This is a genomic window from Azospirillum brasilense (genome assembly GCF_003349955.1).
Classification (GTDB): domain Bacteria; phylum Pseudomonadota; class Alphaproteobacteria; order Azospirillales; family Azospirillaceae; genus Azospirillum; species Azospirillum brasilense_B.
Genome location: NZ_QLKQ01000010.1, coordinates 15,492 through 30,544, shown reverse-complemented (window position 1 = coordinate 30,544; position 15,053 = coordinate 15,492). Strand labels below are relative to the sequence as shown.

11 protein-coding genes and 1 pseudogene are annotated in these 15,053 nt (G+C 68.7%); 4 read left to right on the top strand and 8 right to left on the bottom strand.

Translation table 11 applies throughout. The annotated features are described in order from the left end of the window. Positions 1-47: 47 nt before the first annotated feature. The 3 genes and pseudogenes from DXK32_RS06625 to DXK32_RS06615 form a co-directional block, all read left to right on the top strand. Entirely contained in the window at positions 48-890 is an 843-nt protein-coding gene (locus tag DXK32_RS06625; protein WP_114857786.1) for a hypothetical protein, read from the top strand. Positions 891-966: 76 nt separating this feature from the next. Continuing rightward, positions 967-2,865 carry a DNA mismatch repair endonuclease MutL gene (mutL, locus tag DXK32_RS06620; RefSeq protein WP_114857785.1) on the top strand — a complete coding sequence of 633 codons (1,899 nt, stop codon included), beginning with the start codon at positions 967-969 and terminating at the stop codon, positions 2,863-2,865. Between the two features lie 512 nt (positions 2,866-3,377). Further along, a pseudogene (locus DXK32_RS06615) lies at positions 3,378-4,140 on the top strand (transposase); the annotation flags it as partial. 88 nt (positions 4,141-4,228) lie between these two features. Here DXK32_RS06615 and DXK32_RS32035 read toward each other — a convergent pair. From DXK32_RS32035 to pgi, 3 genes are all read right to left on the bottom strand, one after another. Next, on the bottom strand, positions 4,229-4,381 hold the full coding sequence (locus DXK32_RS32035) for a hypothetical protein (protein ID WP_162801098.1): 153 nt from the start codon (positions 4,379-4,381) through the stop codon (positions 4,229-4,231). Positions 4,382-4,652: 271 nt separating this feature from the next. Beyond that, entirely contained in the window at positions 4,653-5,459 is an 807-nt protein-coding gene (locus tag DXK32_RS06610; protein WP_162801101.1) for a hypothetical protein, read from the bottom strand. A 94-nt stretch (positions 5,460-5,553) separates the two neighbouring features. Next, positions 5,554-7,197 carry a glucose-6-phosphate isomerase gene (pgi, locus tag DXK32_RS06605; protein WP_114857783.1) on the bottom strand — a complete coding sequence of 548 codons (1,644 nt, stop codon included), beginning with the start codon at positions 7,195-7,197 and terminating at the stop codon, positions 5,554-5,556. 188 nt (positions 7,198-7,385) lie between these two features. Between pgi and DXK32_RS32570 the strand changes: the two genes are divergently transcribed. Beyond that, positions 7,386-7,553, top strand: a complete 168-nt coding sequence (locus DXK32_RS32570; RefSeq protein WP_205215655.1) for a hypothetical protein — start codon at positions 7,386-7,388, stop codon at positions 7,551-7,553. 117 nt (positions 7,554-7,670) lie between these two features. Here DXK32_RS32570 and DXK32_RS06600 read toward each other — a convergent pair whose 3' ends face one another. From DXK32_RS06600 to ileS, 5 genes are all read right to left on the bottom strand, one after another. After that, entirely contained in the window at positions 7,671-9,143 is a 1,473-nt protein-coding gene (locus DXK32_RS06600; protein ID WP_247877008.1) for a M16 family metallopeptidase, read from the bottom strand. Position 9,144: 1 nt separating this feature from the next. Then, a complete protein-coding gene (locus DXK32_RS06595) occupies positions 9,145-10,551 on the bottom strand; it encodes a M16 family metallopeptidase (protein WP_114857782.1) in 1,407 nt (468 codons plus the stop codon). Between the two features lie 114 nt (positions 10,552-10,665). Further along, positions 10,666-11,277 carry a DUF3035 domain-containing protein gene (locus tag DXK32_RS06590; protein WP_247877015.1) on the bottom strand — a complete coding sequence of 204 codons (612 nt, stop codon included), beginning with the start codon at positions 11,275-11,277 and terminating at the stop codon, positions 10,666-10,668. Between the two features lie 84 nt (positions 11,278-11,361). Further along, on the bottom strand, positions 11,362-11,865 hold the full coding sequence (gene lspA, locus DXK32_RS06585) for a signal peptidase II (protein WP_014239673.1): 504 nt from the start codon (positions 11,863-11,865) through the stop codon (positions 11,362-11,364). A 164-nt stretch (positions 11,866-12,029) separates the two neighbouring features. Continuing rightward, positions 12,030-14,885 carry an isoleucine--tRNA ligase gene (gene ileS, locus DXK32_RS06580; protein WP_114857780.1) on the bottom strand — a complete coding sequence of 952 codons (2,856 nt, stop codon included), beginning with the start codon at positions 14,883-14,885 and terminating at the stop codon, positions 12,030-12,032. Positions 14,886-15,053: the final 168 nt, after the last annotated feature.

The window sequence follows — 15,053 nt, the reverse complement described above, 5'->3', positions numbered from 1 at the left end:
GGATGCAGTTCGAAGCCCCTTCCATCGGAAAGCGGGGGAAAGCGCGCATGTCGGTCACCGACGTCACCAGCGGAACGTCCGCCACCTTCGGCATGGCCGCCAAGTCTGCCCCGGCCAAAGGCCCCGACGCCCCCGCTTCGGGAACCGCCGCCCCAACGATCGGCCGCAACGGCACGGTGGACACGGTCAGCCTGTCCCCCGACGCGGTCCGGGCCATGAAGGCCGGGGTCATCTCCTTCACGGTCCCAAAGGCCGATGAGACGTCGCCGAAGGACCCGGTGGCGGCGGGCATGGACGCCGTGCTCGCGCGTCGCGATTACGACCTCAAGCAGGCCGATTACATGCGGGAGGCGATGGGCATGCTGCGCCAGACGCTCAACCTGCCCGAGGACCAGCCGATCTTCCTGGGTGGCGCTGCGCATGGCCTGCTGGACAAGCTGGCGGCGAAGAACGGCCTCAGCAAACCCGAGATGCCGGACGCGATGCGCGCCGCCGGAGTGAAGGACCCGTTTGCGGAGGATGCCGACGCCGAGGCCGGCGTGATCGGAATCGGCATGCCCAACAGCGGCAAGGAATTGCAGGTCGCCTTCGACCGGCTCGGCCTCACCAGCCGGTCAAAGAGCACGGACGATCCGCTGCGCATGATCGCGTTGCAGGACGCGAGCGACCGCGGCAGCCCGCTGCTCGGGGCCATCAAGGGGGGAGCGCTGGGACGCCTCACCGACACCCGGCCCGGCCAGGGCGCCAGCCTGTGGGCGGTCACCGACGGTGGCGAGGGGCCGAACGCCCGCGTCCTCGCCTCCGTCCGCTCGGTCGGCATGGACGACACCGCCACCGACATGGCTGCCGGCCTGCTGAAGGGGTTGAAGGGGCTGTTCGCCGGGACCTGAGGCCCGCCGCCGTCCCTCCCCGCACACGCCCCCGCTCATGGTGGCATTCCATGCGTGGCCCTACTATATTTGGCGCATGCCGATCCGTATGCTGCCCGACACGCTCGTCAACCGAATCGCCGCCGGCGAGGTGATCGAGCGGCCCGCCGCCGCCGTCAAGGAACTGGTGGAGAACGCCATCGACGCCGGGGCCACCCGCATCGACGTGGTGGTGCGCGACGGCGGGAAATCGCTCATCACCATCACCGACGACGGCTGCGGCATGGGGCCGGACGAGTTGGCGCTCGCCGTGGAGCGCCATGCCACCTCCAAGCTGCCGTCGGACGACCTGCTGGACATCCGCTCGCTGGGCTTCCGGGGAGAGGCGCTGCCCTCCATCGGGGCGGTCAGCCGCCTGACCCTGACCAGCCGCCCGCGCGGCGCCGACAGCGCCTGGGCGCTGACCGTGGACGCCGGCCTGAAGGGCGCGCCGCAGCCCGCCGCGCTGGCCCAGGGCACCCGTGTCGAGGTGCGCGACCTGTTCGCCGCCGTGCCCGCCCGCCTGAAGTTCCTCAAGGCCGCGCGGACCGAGTTCGACCACATCGGCGACTGCATCGAACGGCTGGCCATGGCCCATCCCGGCGTGGCCTTCACGCTGGACGGCGAAGGGCGTTCGACGCTGCGTCTGTCGGCGGCGCAGGGCGACCTGCTCGACGCCCGGCTGACCCGGCTGGGCGCCCTGATGGGCCGCGACTTCCAGGACAACGCCGTGCCGGTGCAGGCGGCGCGCGAGGGGGTGACGCTCGCCGGCTGGATCGGCCTGCCCACCCTGCACCGCCCCACGGCCCGCCACCAGCATCTGTTCGTCAACGGCCGACCGGTGCGGGACAAGCTGATGGTCGGCGCGGTGCGGGCGGCCTACGCCGACTTCCTGCCGCGCGACCGCCACCCCATGCTCGCCCTGTTCCTCGACCTCGACCCGCAGGAGGTGGACGTGAACGTCCACCCCGCCAAGGCGGAGGTGCGTTTCCGCGACCAGGGGCTGGTGCGCGGGCTGATCGTCGGGGCGCTCAAGCACGCGCTGGCCGAGGCCGGGCACCGCGCGTCGACCACCGTGGGGCTGGCGACGCTGGGGGCGCTGCGCCCGGAGAGCAGCGCGGTGGACGCGGACGGAACCATGCCGTCGCCCTCTCCTCTGCCCTACGGCGGCCCGGGGCACCAGCCGGCGCAGTCGTGGGGCGGCGGCTACGGCTCCGTCGTGCCGCGCGGGCTGGCCGACCGGGCGACCGCCTTCCAGGCGCCCCATCAGCCGCCGCTGCCGCCCTTGCAGGGCCGCCTCGCCGGCTGGCAGGCCGCGCCCGCCGCCCGCCCGCCGGAATACACGGCGCAGGCCGCCGCCGCGCCGCCGCTGGACAGTCACCCGCTGGGGGCCGCCCGCGCCCAGGTCCACAACACCTACATCGTCGCCCAGACCAGCGAAGGCATCGTCATCGTCGACCAGCACGCCGCCCACGAGCGGCTGGTCTACGAACGCATGAAGACCGCCCTCCTGGAGGGCGGGGTGAAGCGGCAGGCCCTGCTGATCCCGGAATTGGTGGAATTGGACGAGCCGTCCGCAAACCGTCTGCTGGGCCGCGCCGCGGAACTGGCGGAGTTGGGGCTGGCGGTGGAAGGCTTCGGTCCCGGCTGCATCCTGGTGCGCGAAGTCCCGGCGCTGCTGGGCCAGAGCGACGTCAAAAGCCTCATCCGCGACCTTGCCGAGGAGTTGGCCGAGTTGGGCGACGCGCTGTCGCTGAAGGAGCGGCTGGAGGACGTGTGCGGGACCATGGCTTGCCACGGCTCCGTCCGCGCCGGGCGATCGCTCGGGATCGAGGAGATGAACGCCCTGCTGCGCCAGATGGAGGCGACTCCGCACAGCGGTCAGTGCAACCACGGTCGCCCGACCTATGTCGAACTGAAGCTGTCCGACATCGAACGACTGTTCGGGCGCCGTTAGCCTGTCGGACCACAGATAGACTGCCCCTGAACCACACACGAATTTACCCTGAAACCACAATAAGACTGACCCGGAGACGGCCCGCTTCGGCGTCGCGCCAGCACTCATTGGATGACCGCTGACCGGCCTCCTCTCGCCGCAGATCGCGATGAAACGGGCGGCGCGACGAAGGGAGCAAGCCATCATGAGAATGATCGGCGAGTGCCCCGCCAACGGGCCGATAGGCAAAGGGATTTATCTGCAACGGCCAGCCTGCTGGCTGGAATGACGGGGAAGCGCCAACCAAATCGAGCGGCGGCAACAGATCGTCATGCGTGATTGAGCCCTTCCCTGTGAGCAACCGCACTGCCCGGTGCAGAAGCGGGCTTCACACACGATTTCATCTGCCAATCTCGAGTTAACCCCAAAACGGAATTCTTTGCACGTCAGCGCTGTCAATGGAATGCCTCGAAACACTGTGGTGTGTTCGGCGTTCTGGTGATTCCCTTGTTCTGAAGGCGGGGGGCGGGAGCATGGCCGGTCAAGCTGGGCTGTTCGATCTTCAGGATCGCTACACGGAACTGAGCAAGAGTGGTGATCCGCTGGAACCCTGTCGTCGGTGGTGGACTTCGAGGTTTTCCGTCCGACGCTGGACGCGGCCTTGGGGCGCACGGATCGCTCCTGGGGTGGTCGGCCGCCACTGGACGCGGTGATGATGCTCAAGATCCTGGTGCTCCAGGCGCTGTACGGACTGTCGGACGAGCAGGCGGAGTATCAGGTTCGCGACCGGCTGTCGTTCATGCGGTTCCTCGGGCTGGGATTGGGCGACCGGGTTCAGGATCGGACGACGATCCGGCTGTTCCGCGAGGCGCTGGTCACGGCGGGAGCGATGGAGGGGCTGTTCGCCCGCTTCGACGCGGACTTGAAGGAGCGTGGATGCTTCGCGCTGGGCGGCCGGATCATCGACGCCCCATCGTGGAAGCGCCCCGGCAGCGGCTGACCCGGGAGGAGAAGCGCCAGATCCGTGACGGTGAAGACCCGCCCTGGCCACCGGCCAAGGCGCGCCAGAAGGGCACGCAGGCGCGCTGGACGGTGAAAGGGGCGGGGTCGCACCAGCACGCCAACCGTACCCGCTCGGCGGTGCACTCGGCCGTCGCGCATGTGTTCGCCGACCAGAAGATGCGCATGGGGCTGTTCATCCGCACCATCGGCCTGGGTCGCGCGACGGTGAAGATCGGCCTCGCCAACCTAGCCGACAATTTCCGACGCCTGATCAGGCTTGAGGGGCGAACTGCGCCCGTACAGCGCCAAAGCCGCCGCATACTTCCGCCTTCTCGCATCAAAATCGGGATCAAGTCCCAAAATTTGCCGGCATCTCACCGGGTCAACCCCGTTCCGTGGCCAAACCGCCCAGAAAGGCCGGTTTATCGAGGTGCTCGACGGGGTGGCCGTCTTCCGGCGCTTCCGGCTCGCTGGGGGTGGCCGGGCAGCTGGCGCGAGACGGGCCGGTGACGACGTCGAAATCGAAATCGGACATGATGGGACCTCCGGTTGGTAAGGGAGGCCGCCGCGACCGTCAGGGGGATTTTGCGTGCACCGCGTGCTGAAAACACAAAAGCCGCCTCGGATCGGGCGGCTTTGGGTGCATCGTGGGTGTGCGATACCTATGCCGCCGGAATGTACCAGCGGTACCAAAATCGCCCCAGGAGGGCGGGAGAGGTGAGGCGCACGGGGTTCATGGCCTGCACCCTACGCCCGATCGCCGCGCCGCACAAGGGCTTCCTGCGGGAGCGCCCCGCTGCGCTGACTCAGCCGCCGTTCCGCTGCATGATCTCGGCCCTATCCGACGCCTGTTGCTGCACCATGTCCGCCACGTTGTCCTCGGCCATGCCGCGGGCGGCGTCCGTGAGGCTGGACAAGGAAACCCCGGCCTCCTTCAGCTTGTTGCTTGCCGCTTCCTCCTCACCGTTGCGGATGAAAAAAGGATCGCCCAACTTCATGTAATAGGGCGAAAAGAGCCGGGTCTGGCGCAAATGGGCGGTCGCCCGGCTGTTGCCGTGGGGTTCCGCGCTGGGTTGATCGGCGCCCGCGCCGGGCTCCACTCCGGAAAGAGCGCGCAGGATCTCGCTGTAGTCGGCGGAGCCACCCTGGCCGTTCTTGTCCAATTCTCCCAGCCGCGCAACCAATTCCTTGCGCCGGGCCAGCGTGTCGTCCGTCGCCTTCCGCATCTCATCCGCAGTGACGGTGGCGGCGCGGGCGAAGAGGCCGCGATTCTGGGATTCGAACATCCGGCCTCCATTCATGAAGGCCGTGGACCGAGCCATTTTCAGGCTGCCCATCAGCGCGTTGTTCACATCGTCGCCAGTGATCTTGCCGCTGTCCACGAGGCCGCTGAGCAGGGTGCGCTCGTTCTGCTTCAGTTTGTTGAACAGGTCCAGCGACGGTCCCTTCAGGCTTGCCGCCAGGGGGCTCAGGGATAGCGTGTCATTGGCACCCGCGCTGGCTGTGGCGGTCGTTGCCGACCCGGCAGGACTGCCTGCGGTGCCCTGGGCCGTCGACGTGGTTTTCGTCGCGGCGACGGCCGGGGCGCCAGCCAAGGGAGATAAAACATCCATCGAATCATCTCTCACGGTGGAGAAATTCCACGATCACGATTTTATGGTTGTTTTTCCCATTTGGCAATAAAACCTTAAGGCGGTGTCCTGCCGCTCAGCGGTGCTTGCGGTACCAGCCGATCAGCCCGTTGGTCGAGCTGTCGTGCCCCAGCGCGGCGGTCGGGCCGTTCTGGAGTTCGGGCAGGATCTTGCCGGCCAGCTGCTTGCCCAACTCCACGCCCCATTGGTCGAAGCTGTTGATGGCCCACACGATGCCCTGGACGAACACCTTGTGCTCGTACAGCGCGATCAGGGCGCCCAGCGTGCGCGGGTCCAGCTTCTTGAACAGGATGCTGTTGGACGGCTTGTTGCCTTCGAACACGCGGTGGGGGACCAGCGGCTCGATGGCCTCGGCCGGCTTGCCGGACTTGGCCATCTCGGCGCGCACCTCTTCGGCGGTCTTGCCGCGCATCAGGGCCTCCGGCTGGGCGAAGAAGTTCGACAGCAGGATGCGGTGGTGGTCGCCGATGGGGTTGTGGGTCTCCGCCGGGGCCAGGAAGTCGGCGGGCACCAGCTCCGTCCCCTGGTGGATCAGCTGGTAGAAGGCGTGCTGGCCGTTGGTGCCCGGCTCGCCGAAGACCACCGGGCCGGTGGCGTAATCCACCCGCGCCCCCTGCCGGTCCACCGTCTTGCCGTTGCTCTCCATGTCCAACTGCTGGAGATAGGCGGGGAAGCGGTGCATGTACTGGTCGTAGGGCAGCACGGCGTGGGACTTGGCGCCCCAGAAATTGACGTGCCAGACGCCGAGCATCGCCATCAGCACCGGCATGTTGCGCTCCGGCGGCGCGGTGCGGAAATGCTCGTCCATGGCGTGGGCGCCGTCCAGCAACTCGTAGAAGCGGTCCATGCCGATGCCGAGCGCGATGGACAACCCGATCGCCGACCACAGGGAATAGCGCCCGCCGACCCAGTCCCAGAAGCCGAACATGTTGGCTGGGTCGATGCCGAACTTGCGCACCTCGGCCTCGTTGGTGGAGACGGCGACGAAATGCTTGGCGACATGGGCGGGGTCGCCGGCGCTCTCCAGGAACCAGCGCCGCGCGGTGTGGGCGTTGGTCAGCGTCTCCTGGGTGGTGAAGGTCTTGGACGCGATGACGAACAGCGTCGTCTCCGGGTCCAGCCATTCCAGCGTCTCGCTGATGTGGGTGCCGTCGACGTTGGAGACGAAATGCACGCCGATCTGCGGGTGCAGGTAGGGGGTCAGCGCCTCCGTCACCATCACCGGGCCGAGGTCGGACCCGCCGATGCCGATGTTGACGATGTCGGTGATCGGGTGGCCGGTGTAGCCGGTCCAGGCGCCGTCGCGGACCTGCCGGACGAAGCGCTCCATCCGGTGGAGGACGGCGTTCACCTCCGGCATCACGTCCTGGCCGTCCACCATGACCGGGCGGTTGGAGCGGTTGCGCAGCGCGGTGTGCAGGACGGCGCGGTCCTCGGTGATGTTGATCCGCTCCCCGGCGAACATGCGGTCGCGCCAACCTTCCACGTCCTGCTGGCGGGCGAGGTCGAGCAGAAGGGTCCGAGTCTCCTCGGTGATGCGATTCTTCGAATAATCGAACAGCAGGCCGCAGGCTTCCAGGGAGAAGCGGTCGAAGCGGTCGGCGTCGGCGGCGAACAGGTCGCGCATGTGGAGGGCCGAAACGTCCTGGCGGTGACGGGCCAGGGCTTCCCAGGCGGGCGAACGGGTGAGCGCTGACATTGGGATTTTGCCTCCTTCTCGCGTGCGCGGAGCCTAGCACCGTTCGGTGCGCGGCGGGTACGCGCCAAAGCGGCGCATCCAACGTGCACAAAAGTCTAGGTGATGCGGACTATGCGGGACGGTGGATGAAACCGGCAACCGCCGCCCTGTGTTCTTTCAGGGTGTTCTTTTCGGGACAGGAGGTGACGATGAGCGATCCGAACAAACCCGAGCAGAATCCGCCGGTTCCAGAAGAGGAGGAACGCCGCGAGGACGAGCGGCCCGATCAGGTGGGGATCATCCCCGGCAAGGTGCCGGGTCGCCCCATCGATCCCGGCGATCCGCGCTTTCCGGGGAGCCAGCCGGACTTGGCGTGATGGAGGGGGCGTGGTGGCCCCCACCCAACCCTCCCCCGCTCTCGCGGGGGAGGGCTTAACTCCTCCCCCTGCGAAGCGGGGGGAGGTCGGGAGGGGGCCCCGCCGCTACAACGTTCCTCAGCTCCCCCCGTCGATCGTCCGCGTCGCGGTCACGCCTTCCGGACGGCCGACCAGCACGGTCAGCAGCCGGCTGGGGTCGAGCAGCCGCTTCGCCACCCGCTGCACGTCGGCCTGGGTGACGCCGTTGATGAAGGCGTCGCGGCGGTCGAGATAGTCGATGCCCAGCTGGTCGCGCTTGACCTGGAGCAGGATGCGCGCGATGGCCTGGGTGCTGCCGAGCTGCAGCGGGAAGCTGCCGGTGAGGTAGGTCTTGGCGTCGGCCAGCTCCTCCTCCGTCACGCCCTCGTCGGCCATGCGCTTCCATTCCTGGCGCATGATGTCCAGGGCCTGACCGGCCTTGGCGTTCACCGTGTTGCCGCCGGCCATGACCAGCGCGGAATGGTCCATCGGGATCAGGTAGCTGTAGACGCCGTAGCTGAGGCCGCGCTTTTCCCGAACCTCCTCCATCAGGCGGGAGCCGAAGCCGCCGCCGCCCAGGACGTAGTTCATCACGGTCGCCGCGTACCAGTCGGGATCGGCGCGCTTGAGCCCGGTCTGGCCCATCAGCATGACGGTCTGCGCGGTCGGCCGGGTGGCGACCAGCGTTTCGCCCAGCCCCTTCGGCTCGACGTCGGGGATGGCGGCGTTGGCGGAGGTGGCGGGCAGGCCGCCGAACACATGGTCGAGCGCGCGGCCGAGATCCTCCGGGCTGATGTCGCCCGCCGCGGCGACGACCAACCGGTCGCGGCCGAAGCTGTTTTTCACGAAGCCGCGCAGATCGTCCGGGGTAATCGTCGGCAGCGACTCCAGCGTGCCGCGGATCTCGTCGCCGTAGGGATGGCCGGGGTAGGCGGTGGAATAGAACAGCCGCCGCCCGACGTAGTTGGGGTCGGCCTGGTCGCGGCGCAGGCTGGACAGCACGGCGGCGCGCATGCGCTCCACCGCCTCCGCGTCGAAGCGCGGCTCGGCCAGCGACAGGCGGGTCAGCTCGAACGCCTCGTCGCGGCGGTCGCTCAGCGTCCGCAGGCTGCCGCCGAAGCCATCGCGCCCGGCGTCATAGCCCAGCGCGATGGCGTTGTCCTGAAGCCGCGCGGCGAAGGCCTGGCTGTCATAGGGGCCGGCGCCCTCGTCCAGCGTGCGGGCGGCGAGGTTGGCGAGGCCGTCCTTGCCCTTGGGGTCGGACGCCCCGGCTCCTTCGAAGGCCCATTCCAGGGCGATGATGGGGACCTTGTGGTCCTCGACCAGCCACGCCTCGATCCCGCCGGGGCTGACCACCCGCTTGATCTCGATGGCCCATGCGGATGTGGCGGCGGGGGTGACGACGGCGAAGGCGGTCAGGAGCAGGGTGAGGATGGTGACGATGGCCCCCTCCCTAACCCTCCCCCTCTTCGAGGTGGAGGGGACCGGTTCGGCGCTCAGGCCCTCCACCGCGGAGCGGGGGAGGGAGGGACCCGCGGAGCGGGAGGGAGGGGGCACGATGCGTGCGGTCATCTCAGCTTCCCTTGTCCTGGAGCGGCAGCAGAAGGCCGGTGACGTGGTTGGTCTGGCCCAGAACAGCGCGGGCGGCGGCGTTGACCTGATCGGCGGTCACCGCGTCGATGCGCACCGGCCAGTTCTCCACGTCGTCGATGCTCTGGCCGGTGGCGATGGCCGCACCCAGCGTCTGGGCCGGGCCGGTCAGGCTGTCTCGGGCGTAGGCGGCCTCGGCCAGCATGCGCTTCCTGGCGGTGGCCACCTCCTCCTCCGTCACGCCCTTCTCGACGAGCGTCCGGATGTCGGCCTCCAGCGCCGCCTCCAGCTTCTCCATGGTCACGCCGGGGGCCGGCGAGGCGCCCGCCGCCAGCGAGGTCATGTCCCAGGACGACGGGCTGTAGCCCAGCCAGGCCGAGGTGGCGATGCGCTGCTCGACGACGAGGCTGCGGTAGAGACGGGAGGTCGGGCCGCCGCTCATGATCTCCGACAGCACCTGGAGCGGGTAGGCGTAGCCCTCCTTGTCGGTGCGGTAGGAGGGGGCGAGCCAATTGCGGCGGATCGAGGGCTGGCGCACCTCGTCGTCGCGCAGGATGACCCGGCGGGCGGCGCTGATCGGCGGCTCCTGCACGCGGACGCGCTCCGGCACCGGGCGGGCGGCGATGCTGCCGTAGTATTTCTCGGCGAGCGGCTTCAGCTCCGCCGCCGTCACGTCGCCGGACACCACCAGCACGGCGTTGTTGGGGGCGTACCAGCTCTTGTAGAAGGACTCCGCCTCCTCCCGCGTCAGGGCGGCCATCTCCTGCGGCCAGCCGATGATCGGCGTGCCGTAGGGGTGGTGGACGTAGAGGGTGGCGTTGATCTGCTCGCCGATGCGGTCGGCGGGCTCGTTCTCGATGCGCTGGCGGCGCTCCTCGATGATGACGTCCCGCTCCGGATAGACGACCTGATCGGTGAGCCGGAGGTTCGACATGCGGTCGGCCTCCATCTTCATGACCAGCTCCAGCCGGTCGCGCGCCACGTTCTGGAAATAGGCCGTGTAGTCCCAGGAGGTGAAGGCGTTGTCGCGCCCGCCGTTCTTGGCGACGATGCGGGAGAAGGCGCCGGGCGGAACCTCCTCCGTTCCCTTGAACATCAGATGTTCCAGGAAATGGGCGATGCCCGACACGCCGCGCGGCTCGTCCGCCGCGCCCACCTTGTACCAGACCATGTGGGTGACCACCGGCACGCGCTGGTTGGTCACCAGCACGACCTGCATGCCGTTGGACAGGGTGAAGGTCTCCGGGAAGAAGACGCCCTTCTCGGCGGCAAAGGCGGGGGAGGCGGTGGGGATGGCGACGGCCAGGGCGAACGCCAGGACGCCGGCGGCGGCGAGCCGGCGCCAGGGCCGTTTCCAGGGTGGGGGAGCGGTGGGGCCGTTGGGGAGCATGGGCCTCTCGTTGGCAGCGGATGGAACGGAAATGCAAAAGGGGGCGTCCCCGTCCGGGAACGCCCCCTAGATACTGGTGCGGCGAGCCGCCCGGAACAATGCCCCGAAGGCGGCTTAGAACAGCCCTTCCAGCGGCGCCTTGCGCTTGCGCTCGATGGTCGGAACGCTGCCGTCGTTCAGCGCCTTGCCGGTGGCCTGGGCCTCGCGCAGACGCTGGTTCTCCTTCTTCGGATCGACGATCTCGTAGGGCTGCTCCTGCGTCTGCCAGAACAGCAGGGAGTCGATCCAGCTCTTGTCGGCGACGACGAGCTGGGTCGTCTCCTGATCGACCTTGTTGCGGATGCCCGGCTCGATGCCGCCCTTGGCACCGGCCTGGGCGATCAGGGCCGACTCGCCCGCCGTGTGGCCGGCGGTGGCGGCCGTGCGCGAGGAGCCGCCGAAGACCGAGGCGGCGGCCACCGCCGCCGACGTGGCGTCCTGCGGCCGCGCCGCGCCGGGGCGCGGTTCCGGCAGGCGGGCGAGGCTCGGCGGCATGGTCAGCGGGGCGCGGGACACGACCGTGAACTCGTCCGGGCTCTGGCGGTCGAGGCCGATGGAACGGCGTACGTCGGAGCATCCGGTGAGCGCCAGCGCGACGAGCGCCAAGCCCAGCAGCGGACCCCGCCCCAGGGCCCGCCCGAGGGAGCGAGTGGAGCGCCGGGCGATGGAGGAGGCGAAGGAAAGCATGGTCACGTTCGAGTCCCGTCGTCTTGTCGTCAGGCCGCTTGTCGTCGGGCCGCGTCCCTTATAGCGGCTCCGTCGCGTGAACTATTACGACTTTTCGCGGCCGGCGAACAGCCCATCCAGCACGAGAAGCGCCACGCCGACGCTGATTCCGCTGTCCGCCACGTTGAAGGCCCAGAAATGCCACCCCCCGATGTGGAAATCGAGGAAATCGGCGACGGCCCCGTAGAGGAAGCGGTCGATCACGTTTCCGATGGCCCCGCCGATAACCATCCCCAGGGCGAGGGCGAGGTAGCGCCGGTCGGCCTGCCGCAGCCAGAGCAGCAGCGCCACCACGATGGCGAAGGCCACCGCGGCCAGCACGTAGGGCATCCAGGCGTGGGAGCTGCCGAAGGTGCCGAAGCTGACCCCGGTGTTCCAGGCCAGAACGAGGTTGAAGAAGGGCGTGACCTCGATGACCCGTGGGTAGGGCTGCATGACCACGTCGAGGATCCACCATTTGGTGAGCTGGTCGAGGACCACCACCAGCGCGGCGACGGACAGGCCGAAGACCGTGTAACCGCGGCTTCCGGACGTGGAGAGGCTGCTCATGAAGTGCTCCTGCTCCCTCTCCCCACAAAAAAATATATAGAGCGGAGAGGGTTGGGGTGAGGGGGGTGCGCGTTTGCCGGACGCGTCGAGGAGGCGGAACCCCCTCACCCTAACCCTCTCCCCAGAGGGGAGAGGGGATAAGGCGCAGGCTCCGGCAACGCGTATTAGAACGCCGGTTCCGCGTCCACGGCTTCGGCGCAACGGAGGCACAGCGTCGGGTGTGCGGCGTTCGTGCCGACCTCCGGAAGGATCTTCCAGCAGCGCTCGCACTTGCCCCCTTCGGCGAGGCCGGGCACCACCGCGATGCCGGCCACGTCGGGCAGGACGAATGCGCCCTCGGGGGCCGTGCCCTCCACCACGGTGATCTGCGAGGTGATGCAGATCTCGGCGAAGTCCACGCCGTCGAGCAGCGCCTTGGTCGCCGCGTCCACGAAGACGGTCGGGTTCGCCTGCAGGGACGAGCCGATCCTCTTGTTGGCCCGCTCCAGCTCCAGCGCGCCGGTGACGGTGCGGCGGACGGTGCGGATGGACTCCCACCTGGCGGCGAGATCGTCGTTGCGCCACTCCGCCGGGATGGCCGGGAAGACGCGCAGATGGACGCTCTCCTCGCTCCAGCCCTCGACGCCTGTCAGCCCCTCGGGACGGGCCAGCCACGCCTCCTCCGCGGTGAAGCAGAGGATCGGGGCCAGCCACGCGGTCAGGGTGGAGAGCAGATGCTCCATCACCGTGCGCACCGAACGGCGGCGGACCGAGCCCGGCGCGTCGCAGTAGAGGCTGTCCTTGCGGACGTCGAAGTAGAAGGCCGACAGTTCCACGGCGCAGAAATTGTGGATCGCCACCGACAGGTCGTGGAAGTCGTAGGCCTCGATCTTCGCGCGGATCAGCGCGTCCAACTCCGACAGGCGGTGCAGGACCCAGCGCTCCAGCTCCGGCATCTCGGCGACGGCGATGCGCTCCGCCGGGGTGTAGTCGGCCAGCGCGCCGAGGATGTAGCGCAGCGTGTTGCGCAGGCGGCGGTAATGGTCGGCCTGGTACTTGATGATCTCAGGCCCGATGCGCTGGTCCTCGGTGTAGTCGGTGCTGACCACCCAGAGGCGCAGGATGTCGGCGCCGTACTTGTCGCAAACCTCCTGCGGGGCGACCACGTTGCCCAGCGACTTGGACATCTTGCGGCCCTGCTCGTCGAGCGTGAAGCCGTGCGTCAGCACCGCGTCGTAGGGCGCCCGGCCGCGCGTGCCGCAGCTCTCCAGCAGCGAGGAGTGGAACCAGCCGCGGTGCTGGTCGGAGCCTTCGAGGTACAGCGAGGCCGGCCACTTCAGCTCCGGCCGCTGCTCCAGGACGAAGGCGTGGGTCGAGCCGGACTCGAACCACACGTCGACGATGTCCCTGACCTGCTCGTAATCGTCGGCGCGGTAGGCGTTGCCGAGGAAGTCCTGCGCCGGGCGGGCGAACCACGCGTCGGAGCCTTCCTTCTCGAAGATGTCGGCGATGCGGTTGAACACCTCGGCGTCGCGCAGGATGGCGCCGTTGTCCTTGCGGACGAACAGGGCGATCGGCACGCCCCAGGCGCGCTGGCGGCTGATGCACCAGTCCGGGCGCTGCTCGATCATCGCGCGGATGCGGTTCTCGCCCTGGGCCGGGAACCACGTCGTGTCGGAGATCGCCTGCAGCGCCGTCTTGCGCAGGTCGTTCGTCTCCATGGAGATGAACCACTGCGGCGTGGTGCGGAAGATCAGCGGAGCCTTGGACCGCCAGGAATGCGGGTAGCTGTGCTTGATCCGGCCCTTGGCGAGCAGCGCCCCGACCTCCTGGAAGGCCTTCAGCACGGCGCCGTTGGCCTCGCCCGGCTTGCCTTCGGCGGTGTAGACGCGCAGGCCGGCGAACAGCGGGACGTGGTCGTAGTAGCGCCCGTCCTCGCCGACCGTCTGCGGCACCTCGATGCCGTTGGCCTGACCGAGATGGAAGTCGTCCTCGCCGTGGCCGGGGGCGATGTGGACGAAGCCGGTGCCGGCGTCGGTGGTGACGAAGTCGCCGGCCAGCAGCGGCACCTTGAAGTCGTAGCCGCTGCGGGTCAGCGGGTGGTGACAGTAGCCGCCGGCCAGACGCGAGCCGGGGAAGCGGTGCAGCAGCCGCGCGTCGGTGATCTTGGTTTCCTTGAAGACGCTCTCGGCCAGCGCGGTGGCGACGACCAGCCGCTCACCGACCTCGGCGAGGCTGCCCTCCTCGACCGCCAGCACCTTGTAGGTCGCGTATTCGATCTCGTCGCCGAAGGCGATGGCGCGGTTGCCCGGCAGGGTCCAGGGGGTGGTCGTCCAGATGACGATGTTGGCGTCGTCGACCTCCGGCGCCGGCGAGCCCCAGATGGCGAAGCGCGCGAAGACGGTGGTCGAGGTGTGGTCGTGGTACTCGATCTCCGCCTCGGCCAGCGCGGTCTTCTCCACCACCGACCACATGACCGGCTTGGCGCCCTTGTAGAGGCCGCCGTTCATGGCGAACTTGTGGATCTCGCGGACGATCTGCGCCTCGGCGGGCAGCGTCATGGTCAGGTACGGGTCGGCCCAGTTGCCTTCCACACCCAGGCGGCGGAACTCGCCGGCCTGCACGTCCACCCACTTCTGGGCGAACTGGCGGCATTCGGCGCGGAACTGGTTGAGCGGGACCTCGTCCTTGTCCTTGCCCTCGGCGCGGTACTTCTCCTCGATCTTCCACTCGATGGGCAGGCCGTGGCAGTCCCAGCCGGGCACGTAGTTGGAGTCGAAGCCCTGCATCTGGCGCGAGCGGACGATGACGTCCTTCAGCACCTTGTTGACGGCGTGGCCGATGTGGATGTTGCCGTTGGCGTAGGGCGGGCCGTCGTGCAGGACGAACTTCTCGCGGCCCTTCGCCGTCTCGCGCAGCCGCTGGAAGAGGCCCATGTCCTCCCAGCGCTTCAGCAGCTCCGGCTCCTTGGTGGGCAGGCCGCCGCGCATGGGGAAGTCGGTGCGGGGCAGGAAGACGGTGGACTTGTAGTCGCGGGTCATGTCGGGGATATCCTGAACCTGAAGCAGAACCGTCGGGCGGCAGCGGTCAGGCCCCCGACGCACGCACAAACGAGGCGGTCCCGGCCCCCCTCAGGAGGCCGGGTTGGTAATTCGCGCCATACGCGCCATGACCCACGCCGGATGCAGCATCGCGCGGGATATTAGCGG